Consider the following 16,041-nt stretch of genomic DNA (forward strand, 5'->3'; position numbering starts at 1 on the left):
GTTCGTTTACAGATGCGCATACCATCCAAATGTTGATACCATCTCAATGCTACGTGCGACGAGTACGAGCGAGGCGGGCATCGAAGGACGGGTAGTGGGCATTACCAGGTACGAATCCGGGTCGCGAACCGCGGCCACGGTGCTCGATGAGGCCAGGCGTCTGGTCGAGCCCGCATACCGTTCCTCCCTGGACCGCATTGCCCCACCAATCCGAATGATCGTCGGCTACCACGCCGGCTGGTTGGACGCCACGGGGCGGCCGAGCAAACAGGTCGGCAAGTCGATCCGTCCGGCACTGGTACTCGCCTCCGCCAAAGCCGTGGCGGCCGCGGAGCCGCCACAGGGGGTCACCGAGGCCGTCGCGGTCGAACTCGTGCACGATTTTTCCTTGCTGCAGGACGATCTGACCGACGGCGACGAGCAGCGGCGCAACCGCCGCTCGGCCTGGTCGGTCTTCGGCGAACGCGGCGCCCAGCTCGCGGGAGATGCGCTCCTTGCCATGGCGATCAACGAGATGGTCGGCCGCCCCGGCATCACACTGCTGTCGAAAGCCCTCGACGCCCTATGCAATGAACAGTGCTCGGATATCGAGTCCGAACAGCGCGAGACCGTCGATGAATCCCTCGCGGTGATCGAATCGAAGACCGCGGCGCTGTTGTCCTGTGCCTGCGAGATGGGCGCGATCGCCGGTGGCGCCGACCCCGCACAAGCCAGAGCACTGGCCGAATTCGGACACCATCTCGGCATCGCCTTCCAATTGATCGACGATATGCTCGGCATCTGGGGAAAAGCGAGCATGACCGGTAAGCCGCTGTACCCCGACCTCGCCAACCGCAGGAAATCACCACCGATCGCGCGCGCCCTGGATTCAACCGGCCCTACCGCGGAGGCGCTGCGCGAGTTGTATCGAGCCGCCGGACGAGATGCCGAAACGCTGCACCGGATCGCCTGCCTGATCGAACTCACCGGAGCACGCGAGTGGGCGCAGCGGGAAGCCCGGCGACAGCTCGATGCCGCGATGGACTGCCTGACGGAAGTATCCGCCAGCAATGCCACCGAGGACCTTCGACTACTCGCGGAGATGATGACGAGCAGGTCCGCATGAAGAACTCGATCGAGTCGATCCCGCTAGCTCCGAACACTGTCCCGATTCTCGGTCACGGCTTCCGATTTCTCACCGACCCGATCGGATTTCTGTCCTCACTCCCCACACACGGCCGCCTGAGCCGAGTCCAATTGGGTCCACTGCCCGTCGTGGTGGTCTGCGATCCCGAGTTGGCCAGGGTGGTACTGCTCGACGACCGCACATTCGACCGCGGCGGACCACTCTACGATCGCTCCCGCGAGGTCGCGGGGGACGGCATCGGGACCTGTCCGCACAGCAGGCACCGTCGACAGCGCCGCCTGAGCCAACCCGCGTTCCAACCGGGGCGTCTCCCCGGATACTCCGAGGCCATGATCGACTCGATCGAAGACGTGATCGGTTCCTGGCAGGACGGGCAGCGAATCCAGCTCGGCGCGGAAATGTCGAAACTCACTGTCCGGGTGGCGGTTCGGACGATGTTCTCCTCGTCGTTTCCGGAGACCTCGGTCCAGCAGGTCGCCGACGATTTCACGACCATTGCCGGGAGCATATTCCGGCGGATGGTGCTGCCACCGGTCCTCAATCGGCTGCCCACACCAGCGAACCGGCGCTACTACCAGGCGCGCAACCGGCTGCGGGCGGTGGCCGCCGCACTCATCGAACAGCGGCGAGCCGACAATCGCGACCACGGCGATCTACTTTCCTCACTGATGCGCGCCCGCGATCCGGACTCGACCGGAGCGCAGGTCGCGATGAGCGACGAGGAACTGATCGATCAGGTGTTCACCTTTCTGTTCGCGGGTGCGGAAACCACCGCGAGCACATTGACCTGGGCGCTGTATCTGCTCGGACAAAATCCGGAGCTACGACGGCAGGTGCAGCAGGAGGTCGACACCGTGCTCAGCGATAGAACGGCCCACTACCAGGACCTGGCGAACCTGCCGGTGGTCAATCGGGTAGTGACCGAAACGCTGCGGCTGTATCCGGCCGGATGGTTGCTCACCCGGGTGGTTTCGACGGACACCACCCTCGACGGCGTCCCCCTTCCGGCGGGCACGACCGTCGCGGTCAGTCCGCACGTCATTCATCGGCGCGATGAAATCTATGAGCGGGCAGGCGAATTCATGCCCGATCGGTGGATCGGCGTGGAGCCGGACCGAACGCTGTTCATATCCTTCGGTGCTGGTGCGCGACGCTGCATCGGTGACCAATTCGGATTGGTCGAGGCCAGTTTGGCACTGGCGACGATCGTGGCACGCTGGCATGTCGCCGCGTTGTCGACTCGGCCGGTATCGGTGTCACTCGCGCAGCTGCCAGCACCGACGAAACTCGGTATGCGGGTGTGGCGTCGAGATCCAGTGGCAGTCAATGCGTCCGCGTCGGAGTCCGGGTAGGTCGATATGGCGGCACCCGCCGAAGCGCCCGCGTGCCGCAGGGTCGGCGTGCTGACCAGCGGTCTATTGCGTGAGCTCAACATCTGCTGGTCGTTCAGCGCAGGCGACCTGACGGCAACCGTAGTGCCCGCGACGACCTTCGCCGTCGCGGCTTGGATGAGCACTCGGGCCGGTATCGCGTCACTACCACTGGTGTTGGCCGAATGTCTGGTCTATTTCTGGCTTTACATCTACACCTTCAACCTTTCCAACCAGCTGACCGGAATCGAGGAGGATCGCCGCAATAAGCCGCACCGGCCGCTCGTCGTCGGACTCGTCACCCCGCAAGGTGCCAGGTGGCGGCTGCTGTGGGTCACGGCCGCCTTCCTCGCGCTGGGTGCGGCACTGCAGGTCCTGGCATGGACGGTGCTCTGGATTGTGGCGTGGGCCTTCCACAATCACCTCGGCGGCGCCCGCACATTGTGGGGCAAGAATGCCGCTATGGTCGCGGGCACGATCGCCCAACTCGCGGCTGCCTGGCAGATCGTGACTCCCTTGACTCCGGCGGCCTGGACCTGGATCGCGGCGATCGCCATACCACTGAGTGTGCTGGTATCCCTGCAAGATCTGCGCGATATCGATGGTGATCTGGCTGTCGGAAGACGCACCGCGGCCGTGGTTTTCGGCGAGGTGGCCTGCCGCCGGTTCTTCGCGGCCGCATTCGTGATCTATCCGATTGCCATGCATTTCCTCGTCTATCGCAACGCTGCGACCGTCACGGCACTGATCGGGGCGGCCGCTGCGCTGCTGTCCTTCGTCATCGCCTACCGCGTGCTGCGGTGGCGCGATCGCCGTGCCGATCACACGACCTACCTCCTCTACACCTACTGGTACTGCTTGACTCTGGCCAGCGCGGTCTTCGCCTTCGGAACGTGAATCATGATCATCGCCAGGATGCGCCCGCGGGCGTATTTCGATGACCATTGGGGTCATTCACATGGGCGTCGGTCACCGGTTGGGCCAGGCCCCAACTTCGCAGTAAATGGTGGGCAACACGAGTGGGGCCTCGCATACTTGCGTCTATAGGGGTTACCGCCGACCCGAGCTGTTCGAACCGGCCGACGAGAAGTGCATGAGTTGGTTACCGACATCATCGATGTGGGCGCGGAATTCACCATCGCCCGGCAAGCGCTCTGGGATCTGCTGCTCGAGCCGCAGACCTATCCACGGTTATTCGCCGGCATCGGCGGTTGCGAACGCGTGGAGTCCCGTACCGACGACGGCATTCTGGAAGTGCGGGTCGGCACGCCGGAATCCGGAATACGCACCCATCAGGTGCGGTTCCGGGTGTGTCGCTGGTACGAGAGCTTCGAATTGGAGTGCCTGGGCACCGGCAGTTTCGCCTCGGTGCGCCTGCGCGGCGACGAGAAGCGCACCAAGATTGTCATCACCCTGTTCGCACCGGCTCGGATGCACCCATCGTTGCCGGAGCAGTCCAATGACGCGGTGATGGCGTGGGTCAACAGCGGATTACAGCACGCGGTCGATGTCATATCCGGCGCGCACACCTCGGTGGTGGTCAATGCCGAGAATTCGCCGCTGCGGCGGCAGGTGGGTGTGGCCAAGCAGATCATGAGCACTGGTGTCGCGCGGCCCACCGATCCCGCGACGAGCATCAAACAGGTTCGCTCCCTGGCGAAATGGGGATTCAATCTCGCGGGCGGGTATGCGGCGGGCGCTGCGCATTCGCCGGATCGGATCGCTGTCGTCGACGACTTCGGTACCCGCACCTTCGCTCAGCTGCATGAGCGCACGAACGCGCTGGCCGGGGCGATGGCCACCCTCGGTCTCGCCTCCGGTGACGCGGTCGGGCTGCTGTCGCGCAACCATGCGGGCATGGTCGAAACCATAGTCGCCGCCGGAAAACTCGGGGTCGACGTCGCGCTGCTGAATGCCGGGTTGTCCGGGCGACGCATCGAAGAAATCGTGCAGCGCCACCGGCTTTCGGCACTGTTCGTCGATGGCGATCTGGAGCAGCTGGTCCGCTACCTGCATGCCGATCTGCCCCGCATCAATACCGACGGCCGCCCGCCGATACCTGGGCGATCCACCATCGACGACCTGATCGCCATGGGGCAGTTCGAATTTCGCATGCCAACCCAGCCCGGCAGGCTGATCGTGCTGACCTCCGGAACCAGCGGAACCCCGAAAGGCGCGCGACGCCCCCATCCGAAGGGTTTCGGCACCATCGCCGCGCTGCTGTCGCGGATTCCGCTCACGATGGATGCGGCGATGCTCATCCCCGCCCCGTTGTTCCACACCTGGGGGCTGGCCGGGCTGCAGCTCAGTACGGCGCTGCGTGCAACGGTGGTGCTGCCGGAACGGTTCGATGCGCAGGATTGCCTGCGCCTGGTGGCCGAACACCGAGTCGAGAGCATGATCGTCGTGCCGACAATGGTGAATCGCATCCTCGACCTGCCCACCTCGGTGCGTGCACGCTATGACACGTCCAGTCTGCGCACCGTGATCAGCTGCGGTGCGCCGCTGGCGGGGGCGACGGTCCTGCGGTTCATGGACACATATGGCGAGATCCTCTACAACGTCTACGGTTCCACCGAGGTCTCTTGGGCCACCATCGCGACCCCCGACGATCTGCGCACCGCACCGACCACCGCGGGCCGGCCGCCGCTCGGCACCAAGGTCGCGGTGCTGGGTCCGGATCAACGTCCCGTTCCGATCGGCGTCACCGGGCATATCTTCGTCGGCAACCACATGCTGTTCGACGGCTATGTGAATTCGGCACCACCTGCCGAAGCCGACGGCATGCTCGACACCGGGGACCTCGGCTATCTCGATGTCGCGGGCCGTATGTTCATTGCGGGACGCGATGACGAGATGATCATCTCCGGCGGTGAGAATGTATTCCCGCGTCCGGTCGAGGAGGCACTTGCACATCTGCCGCAGGTCAGTGAGGTCGCCGTGGTCGGCGTCCCAGATACCGAATTCGGGCAGCGCCTAGCCGCCTTCGTGGTGAAACGCGAAGGCGCAGGGCTGGATTCGGATATGATCCGATCCTATATTCGCAACCGGCTCAGCCGTTTTTCCGTACCGCGCGATGTCACCTTCCTCACCGCACTCCCCCGCGGCGAGACCGGGAAGATCCTCAAACGGCTGCTCATCGGACCCGACCCCGGCGAACCGTCTCCCCTAGGCACTTCCGGCTCAGCCTGAAACTATGCGGATTCCTGCGACGGTGCTGGCAACGCCAGGGTCGGAACCGCCATGGCAATCGACACGACCGCAATGGCGGCCAACATGACCACGCTGCCGTCCAGGGTATGGGTACGGAAGAACACCACACTGAGCACCGCCAGCCCGACCGCATTGCCGATCTGCTCGATGGTGGGCAGCTGCCCCGATGCCTCGGCCATTTGGCGCTGCTCCGATCCCGCCAACATCAGCGGTTGTAGTTGCACGCCGAATAACCCGACCCCGAATCCCGCGATGAAGACCGGGCCGAGCGCCAGCGCGAGATTCACCTCGCCTGCGGTGAGCCGCAGATATGCCGCACCGATCGCCACACAGCACCCATACATCGCGATGCCGAATGCGAGTGCTCTTACTCCCCAGCGTTTTACGAGAGGCACCGAGGCGAGTGCGCCAGCGCCCGCACCCAGCGCGAACGGTGTCATCGCTGCACCGGTGCGGAGTGCGGACCAGTGCAGTTCGTCCTGCAGTGTGATTGATACGGTGAATACGAATGCGGTGAACAGGCCGAAGAAACTCGCCACCAGTGCCGCACCTATGGCGAAACCGCGATTGGCGAACAGATCCAGGCGCACCAGCGGACTGCCGCCACGCGAACCAGGCTGTGCTCATAGGCGAAGAACACCGCACCGAGCGCGAAGGCCGCGGCGATTACGCCGAAAGGTCATGGCCGCCAACCATTCTGCTGAATATCGGCGAGGACGGCAAGCAGGCGAACAGGCTCACCGTTCACAAAGCTGCCCCGCCCAGGTCGAGGCGATCGCGTTCCGGTGGCCTGCCGAGGTGCAGATATCGGCGGCCGAGGACGAGGGCGAGCACGCCGATGGGCAGATTCATCAGGAATATCGAATGCCAACCCAGTCCGGCGATATCGGCGGTGACAAGTGCACCACCGAGGATCGGGCCGAGCATTCCGGCGAATCCGGCGGTCGCGCCGTAGAGCGCGAATTCCTGTTGGTGTCGACTCGGTGGGAAGCTCGCGATGAGGATGGCGATCGTCTGTGCCGCCATCCCGGCGCCCGCGACGCCCTGGACAATTCTCGCGGTTACCAATTCGGTCGCGCTGGTCGAATTCCACACCACACCCATGTTGTGAACCGGCCCAAGTCGAGGCTCGCCCTGGTAGGTTCAGGCCGACAAATCCGTCGACTCGGCTCGTGCCATTTTCACCAGCATGTCGTGCAATTCCTTCGCCAACTTCCCCGCCCGATCCCCGTGCAGCGCGAAATCGGTGAACGCATCGAGCAGGGCGAGAGCCGGATCCAGCGGGTTGTAGGCGAGATCGGCACTGCCACGCAGGGATTCGGTGATCAGGCGGCGCTGCGCCTCGTGCCGGGCCCGGAAGTCCCCCGCGGCATCGAGCGCACAACCGAACTCGCGCACAACCGCGGCATACACCGGCCGATCGGCATTGCGCCGCCGCCGCAACCACCTGCGCGGCCGTGCATTCCCGGCCTCCGGAACCAGAGTCGCCAAGGCCCCACCGTCGAGCACCATCCAAATCGCCGACGAATCCGACTGCGGCAGTGCCCGAGACGCCCCGCGCATCGCGGGCGCGCTATCGTCCGGATCGGTAATCTGTATGCCACGCAAGGCAATCGGATACCTGGTGAGCATATCGTCGACCGCTGCTGTCACCTCCCGGACAACATAGGTGTCGACATTCGGCCCATCGAATCCGATGACGTCCAGACCATGCTGCGCCGCCAACTCGACAGCGGTCGTCGGTGTCACCGAATCGACGGAATCCGTACTGGGGCGTGACATCTCGACATCGGGATATGCCGGAAATCGCATCGCCCCGAATTCCTGAACGTGGACCGGCCGCGGCCCCGTCTCCGGTTCGAACACCTCCCCCGCCGGCCGAACCACCTCGGATTCTCGAACATAGACTGGCAGCGGCCCTGCCCTGGGTGGTTGAACGTCAACCGGCAGCGATTCCGCATCGAGTTCTCGAACATGCGCCGGCTCCAGCACGGCCTCCGGCCCCAGAACGTCTGTCGGTAGCACCACGGCCGTAGGCTCAGCAGCACCCGCTGACAAAGCCACCGCTTCGGACACCTCGCTATCCATGGGCGGGCGCCCCGTTTCGGGTTCCCAAAGATAGGTCGGTTGCGGCACAGACTCGCGCACCCGAACGTCCGCTGGCAACGGAACCGCTCCAGGCATCTCGATGTCCACCAGCGAACGTCCCGACTCGCGTTCCGAAGCATTAGCCGGTAGCGGCGGCCCAAAAACATCCACCGCCCGCGGCAGAGGCCCGTGTTCGCGAATATCCGCTGGTAGTACCTCCACCCCGGGCGCTGATGGCGGCACAACCTCGGCGGCCTCAGTATCAACCGACAGTTGCTCCGACTCGGATTCCCGAGCGCCGACCGGCAATGGCGGTTCCTCGACGTCCGCGGGTAGCGGCAGCCCCTCGGGCTCCGCCGTATCCGCTGGCAACGGCACTGCCCCTACCGCCTCGGTGTCCACCTGCGGATGCACCGAATCGGGATCGGAGATGTCGGCAGCTGGCGGCAGGGCCTCGGACCCCCGAAGATCCCCGGATTGCGCCTCCGTCGCTGGCTTTGCGACATCAGCCAGCAACGGCACCCCCGCCGGGGCCGCCATATCCAGCGCTGTGCATACCGGCGTGAGTTCCGAACCATCGGCCCGCCGCGACACTGCGCACGGTTCCTGGATATCTGCCGGTAGCGCCACCGCCGGGGGCTCGGCAGCGTCCGGCGATTGCGGCGCACCCCCGGGCTCGCCAACCTCCACTGGCCGCTGCTTGGCCGTCGCGAGTTCCCCGACATCGACCGGCAGAGGTGCGGGCCGGCGTTCGTCGAGATCCATCGGTGGCGAAACCACCTCCGGCTCTTGGATATCCGGCGACTGTCGAATCCTCTCCGGATTCTTGGCATCGTCCCGGCCGATCGGGTCCGAGACGGCGAAGGGTTCCCGAAAATTTGTCGGTGGCGCCACCGCTGCGGGCTCGTCTGCATCCGCAAGCAACAGCACAGTCGCGGGAACCTCAATATCCACCCGCGTCTCGGGCTCCGAGATGTCGGCCCGTTGCGGAATTGCCTCCGTCTCTCCAGAATCCGTGATTTGTGCCTGCGCCGTTGGCTTCGCGAGTTCAGCCAGTAGCGGCACCCGCGCCGGCACCTCAACATCCACTGGTCGTTCTACCGTCTCGGGTTCCCGAACATCGAGTGGTAGAAGTGGAGTCGGGCGCGTCCCAATATCCATCGGCGCCGTTACTGCGACGGGCTCCGCAACATCCGGCAACAGGGGCGGAGGATCTGGCGGCCGAAGATTTACCGGTGGTGAAACTACGTTCGACGCTTGAACATCCGTCGGTCGAGTCGCCTCCGGTTTTGCGGTGCTCGGCCGACCAGCTGCTGCCGACACGGCCGGGTCGGGGCCAGCGTAGTCCGTGGTGGATCGATGGGCCGGGGTTCGCTGGATTATCGAGGGGATTGGGGGCGCGAGTGGCAGTGGTTCGGACGCAGCGGATTTGGAAGTCTCTGCGGGCGCATTTGGTCTGGCTGGGCGCGGGCGGACCGTGCGTTGGGACCACGGAGTGTCCACTGTGCGACGCGACCACGGAGTCGGGGCGGGCTCGCGCACGAGTGGGCGGAGTCGACTGGCGGTGGGTTGGTCTGCCGTCGGTTGACCTGATGCGATGTTCGGGCGCATCGCCGCAGATCTGATATCCGAATGCACCGCAACATTCGGAACGTCCGAGTGCACCGCAACGGGCGCGCCATCCGACTGCGCCGCCGCGAATGCGGCGTCTGACCGTACTTTCGCAGATGCACCGACCGAATGGTCAGCCGATGCCGTCTCCGAATGCAACTCCGCGGATGGCACCTCTGAGCGCACCTTCGCCGACGCCACGTCCGACCGGACCTTCGCCGACGCCACTCCCGAGCGCCTCTTCGCAGATGCACCGACCGAAGGCCCCTCAGCCGACCCCGCCTCCGGCTGCACCCTCCCAGACGCCACGTCCGAGCGCTCCTCAGCCAACGCCACGCCCGAACGCACCTCTTCGGACGCACCGACCGTCTCCACTTCCGCGAATTCGATCGCGGCCTTCAATTCGACGACGGTTCGGTTCGCTTCGGCGATGAGGCGTTCCAACCTGGCGACCATCGCCCGCAGTTCGCCCGGGTCGAACCGCGACCGCTGATTCACCGAGGTCTCCTGCTGTGTCGTTACCGCGGTCAGGTGCAACCGGGTGTGCTGACCCGTAACCACGCTCCGATTCGCGAGGACCCGAGTACGGACAGTGGCGCAGTCAATTTTCACTCAGGTCGTCAAACCTCCCGAGATTGGGAAGTCCACACCTTGCCCGGCTCGGCCGCTTGGGGCAGGGTGCATCGGTCGAACTCAGCGGGCGCCGCCACCTCCGATCAGCCATGGGTTGAAGCTGCAGTCCAGGTTCGAATGGTGCGCAGGATCAAGGGCCTCGAGGGCGATAGAAGCCGCTCGCGGTGAATACATCATGGTCAGGTGGTCGGACAGATCCTGTTCGCAGCCGTCCTGCAGCGTGATGTTGTCGACCGTGGCATCGGTCCCCGCCTGCAGGAAAGTCCAGTTGTAGGGATTGGTGACCTCGTCGTAGCGGGACCCGACGACCGTGTAATCGACACCGGGCACGGTATCGCCGTTCGCGTTCAACCGCGCATAGAACGAAGACCCCACCGCCTGTTCGATATTCGACAGCCCCACGATCGGCTCGTAGAAACCGAGGATATTCACACCGAGGTTATTGATGGCCCGCCCCAGCAAGGCGATGCCCAGCAACGACGTGCCGTGGTGTGTCGCACCGAAAGTGACCAGCTTGCCGACCTTATCGGCACCCCCGTCGAATTTCAGGTACTGATTGGCCACCGTCCCACCCTGCGAATGACCAACGATATCGACCTTCTCCGCCCCGGTGGTCGCGCGCACCCGCTCCACGAAATCTGCCAGCTGCCGGGAGGATTCGGCCATCGGCCCGACCCCGTAGCGACCGGGCAGCAACGCACCGATTCCGCCGCCGTCCATCAGTCCCGATCGCCCGAAGTTGAACGCGAATACGCAGAATCCCGCGCGCGCCAATTGCGGCGAGAGATAGGCGAAGGTGTCGAAAGCATTGAGCCAGGTGCCGTGCAAGAGCACCACCGGGTTCGGATGTTCGGCACTCGGCTTGCAGTCCCACCGGTTCGCACCCGCGGGCGCAGCGTCAGGGTGCGTGAGACCGTATCCGAAAGCCGCAAGAGCGGCGGTGATTTCGGGCCCTTCACCGACGGTATTGGATGCGATGCTCTTGGCCCAGCCCGATTCACTTCCGGTATCCACGATCGCCTGCGGCTGCCGCCCGTCCGGAGCCGGCGCCAGCCCCGCGTTGATCTGCTCGACAAGGAATTGCTGATCGGATTCCGCGAGCTCCGCGCCCGCCGTACCGATTCCCAGCCCATGCGCCACGGCCAGTCCAGCGATGAGGGCGGCACCCGCGAAGGCTCGGCACCCGCGTTGCTTCATTGCAAACATTTCGTACTTCCCATCCCGATCGGTTCCGCGTCACGTCGGTCGCTATGCCATGGGTCACAGATCGATCGAAATGTGATGGCCGCCATTGCGATTACGCGGTACTCGAAATCTAGGGCGGTCATTAGTCGACGTCACTACACGGCAGGACGAATAAACTCCGCACCGGTTTGTCGTCGACGACAAAGTTCTGGTTGAGAAAACCGAAACGTTGAAGTGCCCACTGTCGTCGGCAACAATCGGCACATGGCAATCGCTGCGACCTCGGCCACTCGAGACGCTCCATTGGTGACCCGACTACTGACCCGGTGGCCGCAGATCTCCGAGCGCATGCTCGCCGATGGCCTCGGCGCGACCCCACCCGCGACCGATCTGCCCGAAGGACATTTCACCGCGGAGGTGCTGCCCGCCATCTACGCCTGCGGCCGCGCCGTATTGCAGGCCATCGGCGCAGACCGCGAATTCACTGCGGCCGAGGTCGCGGCCTTCGTGGCACCCGTCGCCGAGCGGCATGCCGAAGACCGCTTTCCACTGTCGATCCTGATCGAGGCAATCCACGGTTCGGCGCAGTCGGTGCTTGCCGAAGCGGCCGCACTTGCGACACCCGAGGAAATGGCCGACCTGGTCCGGGTCGGCTCACGCCTGCTCGATCTGCTGAAGCACATCAATATCATCGTCGTCGAGACCTACACGGCCGTCGAACAATCCATCTACAACGCCGAGCGGGAAGCTCGCCGCGAATTGTGCTCGGCACTGCTGCGCGGCCAATCCGTCGACGAACAGGCCGCACGCGCCGATACCCCACTCAGCGAACGCTATACGGTGCTCGGCATCCATATCGATTCCGACGACCAGCCCACCTCGGTCGCCGATCTATTGGCCCGGCGACGGATACGGATCCTGCATCGCATCCTCGATACGATCAGTAACGGCACCGCACTGGTGACCTTCGACGGATCCACCGGAATCGCCTTGCTCCCAGTGTATTCCGAGGAACCGGAGCGGACCCGACATGCCGGGCTGGCGGCCGAACTGGCCGAACAATTCGGCGCGGCAGCACATCTGGCCGAATGCCCGGCGATCCCGCGTGCCGAACTGCCCGATGCCGCGACGGAAGTGGCCGAACTCGCAACGCTCGCGCGCCTACTCGGCCGCCCGACCGGGACCTACCGACTCGACGATCTACTGCTCGAATACCAGCTCACCCGACCGGGCCACGCCCGCGACCGGCTGGCCGAGCGGATCATCCCACTGCTGAGCAATCCCCATCTCCTGGAGGCCTTGGAGGCACACCTGCGCTACGGCTCCGACCGCAAGGCCGCCGCGGCACGACTCCATGTGCACCCCAACACCTTCAGCTATCGACTGCGCCGCATCGCCGAACTCACCGGCATCGATCCCACCGACCCGAACAACTCGCGCCTGCTCGCCGCATCACTGACCATCCAGCGCACACACCAGCCCGATGCCCAGCGGTAAGACGTTCAGGCGCCGATCCGGGCCACCGTTTCGGCGACTCGCTCCAGGTGATCGGTCATCGCCGCACGCGCGGCCTCCGGCGCACCGGCCTCGATGGCTCGCACGATGGCCTCGTGCTCACGGTCGGAGTCGGTGCGGCGGTCCTGGGTCAGGTTCAAGAACTCCGATTGCACGTCCAGCGCACGCCGGGTGTCCGCGACCATGGCGGTCAGCATCGTATTGCCACTGGCGGCCGCGATCGCGGTATGCAATTCGCCGTCGTAGCGCACCCATTCGTGCGCGTCCGGTGCCGTGGCCAGCTTGTCCAGGATCTCGAACAACTGGCGCACCTGCTCCGGCCTGCGGCGCTCGGCGGCGAATCCGGCGGCCGGGATTTCGACGAGCCGGCGCGCCTCGATCAGGTCGCCGGCGCCGACGCCCGCGAAGGTCGGCTGGGTATCGGCGTTCTTGGAGACGATGAAAGTGCCTCGGCCGGTGTGGGTTTCGGTGAGTCCGAGGATGGCGCAGGCATGTAGCGCTTCACGGACCACCGGCCGACTCACCCCGAACTGCTTGGCCAGCGCCAACTCCGCGGGCAGGCGATCCCCCACCGCGTAATCGTCGCTCTGGATGAGGCTCTTCAGCCGACGAAAGACCGCTTCGGTGGCGCCGATGCGCTGCACATACCCTTCCTCGACCGTCACGCGACCCAGTATGGCATTGACAGCCGCTGTGACCCCCATTACAGTCAACCTGTCTTACAGCCTGACAGCCTTACTTCTAAGGGGCTGGATCCGGCCCACGGAAGGTTTTCGATGCAACACCACGACCAACAGTCGATCGCCACCCCTACCCCCGCGCCGCGGATCGATATCGGGGACCTCGGCTACCAGAAGCGGCTGCGCAAGCGCCATATGCAGATGATCGCGATCGGCGGATCGATCGGCACGGGACTCTTTCTCGGCGCCAGCGGCCGAATGTCGCTGGCCGGGCCGTCCCTGGCCCTCGTCTACATCGTGTGCGGAATCTTCACGTTCATGGTGGTGCGTGCCCTCGGCGAGCTCGTCATGTACCGGCCTTCGTCCGGGGCGTTCGTGTCCTATGCCCGCGAATTCCTCGGTGAACGCGGTGCGTACTCGGTCGGCTGGCTGTACTTCCTCAACTGGTCGACCACGCTCGTCGCCGATATCACGGCGGTCGCGCTCTACGCGCACTTCTGGTCGTTCCTCGTCCCCGTGCCGCAGTGGGTACTGGCACTGATCGCGCTGATGGTCGTCGTCGCGCTCAATGTGATGTCGGTGCGACTGTTCGGCGAACTCGAGTTCTGGTTCGCGCTGGTCAAGGTCGGGACCATTGTCGTATTCATGATGCTCGCCATCGGATTCATCGTCACCGGCACCTCGGTCGGCGGGAACGATCCCGGCCTCTCGACGATCACCGATCACGGCGGACTCTTCCCCCGCGGTCTGGCACCGATGCTCACCATCGCGCTCGGTGTGGTGTTCGCCTTCGGCGGCACCGAGATGATCGGAGTCGCCGCCGGTGAAGCCGACAACCCCAGGCTGGTGGTACCGCGCGCAGTGAACTCCATCATGTGGCGGATCATCCTGTTCTACGCCGGCTCGGTCATCCTGTTCACGCTGCTGCTGCCGTGGACGGCTTACTCCGCCAGTGAAAGTCCGTTCGTCACGGTGATGAGTTCCATCGGCATTCCGCACGCCGGTGACGTCATGAATCTGGTGGTGCTCACTGCGGCGATGTCCAGCCTGAATGCTGGGCTCTACGCGACCGGCCGCACCCTGCGCTCGATGGCGGTGGCCGGTACGGCACCACGTTTCGCGCAGCGGATGAACCGCAATGGCGCACCATACGGCGGCATTCTGATCACCAGCGTGGTCGGCATCGCGGGAGTGGTGCTCAATCTGGTCATGCCGCAGAAGGCCTTCGAGATCGTGCTGAATCTCGCCGGACTCGGCATTGTCGGCACCTGGGCGTCGATCATGATCTGCCACTGGATCTTCGTGCGTCGAGCCGAGCAGGGGCACTACCACAGGCCCGCCTTCCGGCTGCCCTTCGCGCCGGTGCTCAATATTCTCACCCTCGGCTTCCTGCTCGCGGTGATCGTGCTGATGTTCTTCGACGACGAGATCGGACGCATCACACTGGCGGCGTTCGTGCTGGTCATCGCCGCGATGGTGGTGGGTTGGTTCCGCGTGCGCGGACGGTTGGAACCCGACGTGCTCGCCCCGATGGAGGGCACCGGCAGCGGATCGGAGATCTCGTGACCTCGGCCGCTACCGCGCAACGCGTTTCGCGGATCAGTGTCGACATTCTCTACACCGGCGGCACATTCGGGATGGTCGATCACGGTGACGGACTGCGCCCGCGCCAGGGCCTCGGCACCGAAATCGCGGACGTCATCGCACGATTCGAGCGCGAGAACGGCATCGCGGTTCGGTTCGACTACACCGAACTCGAGCAGGTCATCGACAGCTCCGATGCCGGGCCCGATACCGCCCGCCGGATCGCCGAACGGGTCCGGTCCGCGGGTGCGCAGCGGCGTCCGGACGGGGTGGTCGTCGTGCACGGCACCGACACGATGGCCTATATCGGCGCTCGAATGGCATTCGAGCTGCGCGATATCGGGATCCCCGTCGTGCTGACCGGGGCGCAGATCCCGCTGGGCCTGCCTGGTAGCGACGCACGGAGCAACCTGACGCTCGCGTTGAACAGCATTGCCGCCCCCTCGGTTTCCACAACATTCATCGCCTTCGGCAAGTCGCTGCATCCCGCCGTGCGTGCGAGCAAACGCGCCTGCGACGACTACGACGGATTCACCACGGTCCAGGAATGCACACCACCGATCTCGCCGCCCCGGCTGCCGGAAATTCACGCGCGCCCGGACAGCATGCCGGTCGGCTTGTTCACCGTCTTTCCGGGTATGCATCCGGACCTGCTCGACGCGGCACTGCGTCACTATCGGGGCGGACTTGTGCTCGAGTGCTACGGCTCGGGCACGTTACCGCTGCACGGTTCGGCAACGGTTCAGGCCATCCGTACGGCCACCTCACGTGGAACGCCCGTGGTTGTCATCACCCATTGTGACAGCGGCACAGTCGATCTCGACCGATACCAACCCGGCCGTGCCATGCGCGACGCCGGTGCCATCGGTGGCGGCGATATGACCAGAGAGGCGGCACTCGCGAAACTCGGCTACTTGGTCGACCTCGGCCTATCCGGTAGCGAGTTGCACCGGTGGATGACGACGAACCTCCTGGGCGAACTCTCCAATCCTCCTGCAACACAGCCGATCCCGCACACATCCAACTGAACAGGAAT

At 64.8% G+C, this 16,041-nt stretch carries 12 protein-coding genes; 7 read left to right on the forward strand and 5 right to left on the reverse strand.

Going from position 1 to position 16,041, the window contains the following annotated elements; all coding sequences use genetic code 11:
* Positions 1-94: 94 nt before the first annotated feature.
* From ACQP2U_RS21470 to ACQP2U_RS21485, 4 genes are all read left to right on the forward strand, one after another.
* Positions 95-1,105: a polyprenyl synthetase family protein gene (locus ACQP2U_RS21470; RefSeq protein ID WP_433716303.1), complete on the forward strand. Its 1,011-nt coding sequence runs from the start codon at positions 95-97 to the stop codon at positions 1,103-1,105.
* Positions 1,102-2,478, forward strand: coding sequence for a cytochrome P450 (locus ACQP2U_RS21475; RefSeq protein ID WP_433716304.1), 1,377 nt, complete (start codon positions 1,102-1,104; stop codon positions 2,476-2,478). The genes ACQP2U_RS21470 and ACQP2U_RS21475 overlap by 4 nt, the downstream gene beginning before the upstream one ends.
* 6 nt (positions 2,479-2,484) lie before the next feature.
* Positions 2,485-3,393: a UbiA family prenyltransferase gene (locus ACQP2U_RS21480; protein ID WP_433716305.1), complete on the forward strand. Its 909-nt coding sequence runs from the start codon at positions 2,485-2,487 to the stop codon at positions 3,391-3,393.
* Positions 3,394-3,594: 201 nt separating this feature from the next.
* Positions 3,595-5,688, forward strand: coding sequence for an AMP-binding protein (locus ACQP2U_RS21485; RefSeq protein ID WP_433716306.1), 2,094 nt, complete (start codon positions 3,595-3,597; stop codon positions 5,686-5,688).
* A gap of 2 nt (positions 5,689-5,690) precedes the next feature.
* On the opposite strand, the gene ACQP2U_RS21490 is transcribed toward ACQP2U_RS21485, so the two are convergent.
* The 4 genes from ACQP2U_RS21490 to ACQP2U_RS21505 form a co-directional block, all read right to left on the reverse strand.
* The gene (locus ACQP2U_RS21490) at positions 5,691-6,299 is read right to left on the reverse strand and encodes an MFS transporter (RefSeq protein WP_433716307.1); all 609 of its coding nucleotides are present in this window, start codon (positions 6,297-6,299) and stop codon (positions 5,691-5,693) included.
* Positions 6,300-6,453: 154 nt separating this feature from the next.
* Positions 6,454-6,804 carry an MFS transporter gene (locus tag ACQP2U_RS21495; RefSeq protein WP_433716308.1) on the reverse strand — a complete coding sequence of 117 codons (351 nt, stop codon included), beginning with the start codon at positions 6,802-6,804 and terminating at the stop codon, positions 6,454-6,456.
* Between the two features lie 48 nt (positions 6,805-6,852).
* Positions 6,853-8,886, reverse strand: a complete 2,034-nt coding sequence (locus ACQP2U_RS21500; protein WP_433716309.1) for a hypothetical protein — start codon at positions 8,884-8,886, stop codon at positions 6,853-6,855.
* Between the two features lie 1,215 nt (positions 8,887-10,101).
* The gene (locus tag ACQP2U_RS21505; protein WP_433716310.1) at positions 10,102-11,238 is read right to left on the reverse strand and encodes an esterase/lipase family protein; all 1,137 of its coding nucleotides are present in this window, start codon (positions 11,236-11,238) and stop codon (positions 10,102-10,104) included.
* A 252-nt stretch (positions 11,239-11,490) separates the two neighbouring features.
* On the opposite strand from ACQP2U_RS21505, the gene ACQP2U_RS21510 reads away from it, so the two are divergent.
* The gene (locus tag ACQP2U_RS21510) at positions 11,491-12,723 is read left to right on the forward strand and encodes a PucR family transcriptional regulator (RefSeq protein ID WP_433716311.1); all 1,233 of its coding nucleotides are present in this window, start codon (positions 11,491-11,493) and stop codon (positions 12,721-12,723) included.
* 5 nt (positions 12,724-12,728) lie between these two features.
* On the opposite strand, the gene ACQP2U_RS21515 is transcribed toward ACQP2U_RS21510, so the two are convergent.
* Positions 12,729-13,406: a FadR/GntR family transcriptional regulator gene (locus ACQP2U_RS21515; RefSeq protein WP_433716312.1), complete on the reverse strand. Its 678-nt coding sequence runs from the start codon at positions 13,404-13,406 to the stop codon at positions 12,729-12,731.
* 111 nt (positions 13,407-13,517) lie between these two features.
* Between ACQP2U_RS21515 and ACQP2U_RS21520 the strand changes: the two genes are divergently transcribed.
* Both ACQP2U_RS21520 and ACQP2U_RS21525 read left to right on the forward strand, forming a co-directional pair.
* Positions 13,518-14,987 carry an amino acid permease gene (locus ACQP2U_RS21520; protein WP_433716313.1) on the forward strand — a complete coding sequence of 490 codons (1,470 nt, stop codon included), beginning with the start codon at positions 13,518-13,520 and terminating at the stop codon, positions 14,985-14,987.
* Positions 14,984-16,033, forward strand: coding sequence for an asparaginase domain-containing protein (locus ACQP2U_RS21525; RefSeq protein ID WP_433716314.1), 1,050 nt, complete (start codon positions 14,984-14,986; stop codon positions 16,031-16,033). Before ACQP2U_RS21520 ends, ACQP2U_RS21525 begins: the two co-directional genes overlap by 4 nt.
* Positions 16,034-16,041 lie beyond the last annotated feature (8 nt).

The organism is Nocardia sp. CA-084685, from assembly GCF_050955785.1.
In the GTDB taxonomy this organism is placed as follows: domain Bacteria; phylum Actinomycetota; class Actinomycetes; order Mycobacteriales; family Mycobacteriaceae; genus Nocardia.

Coding starts and splice junctions, on each gene's coding strand:
- ACQP2U_RS21475 (WP_433716304.1), top strand. CDS start 1,102: ATGAAGAACTCGATCGAGTCGATCCCGCTAGCTCCGAACACTGTCCCG.
- ACQP2U_RS21480 (WP_433716305.1), top strand. CDS start 2,485: ATGGCGGCACCCGCCGAAGCGCCCGCGTGCCGCAGGGTCGGCGTGCTG.
- ACQP2U_RS21505 (WP_433716310.1), bottom strand. CDS start 11,238: ATGAAGCAACGCGGGTGCCGAGCCTTCGCGGGTGCCGCCCTCATCGCT.
- ACQP2U_RS21510 (WP_433716311.1), top strand. CDS start 11,491: ATGGCAATCGCTGCGACCTCGGCCACTCGAGACGCTCCATTGGTGACC.
- ACQP2U_RS21520 (WP_433716313.1), top strand. CDS start 13,518: ATGCAACACCACGACCAACAGTCGATCGCCACCCCTACCCCCGCGCCG.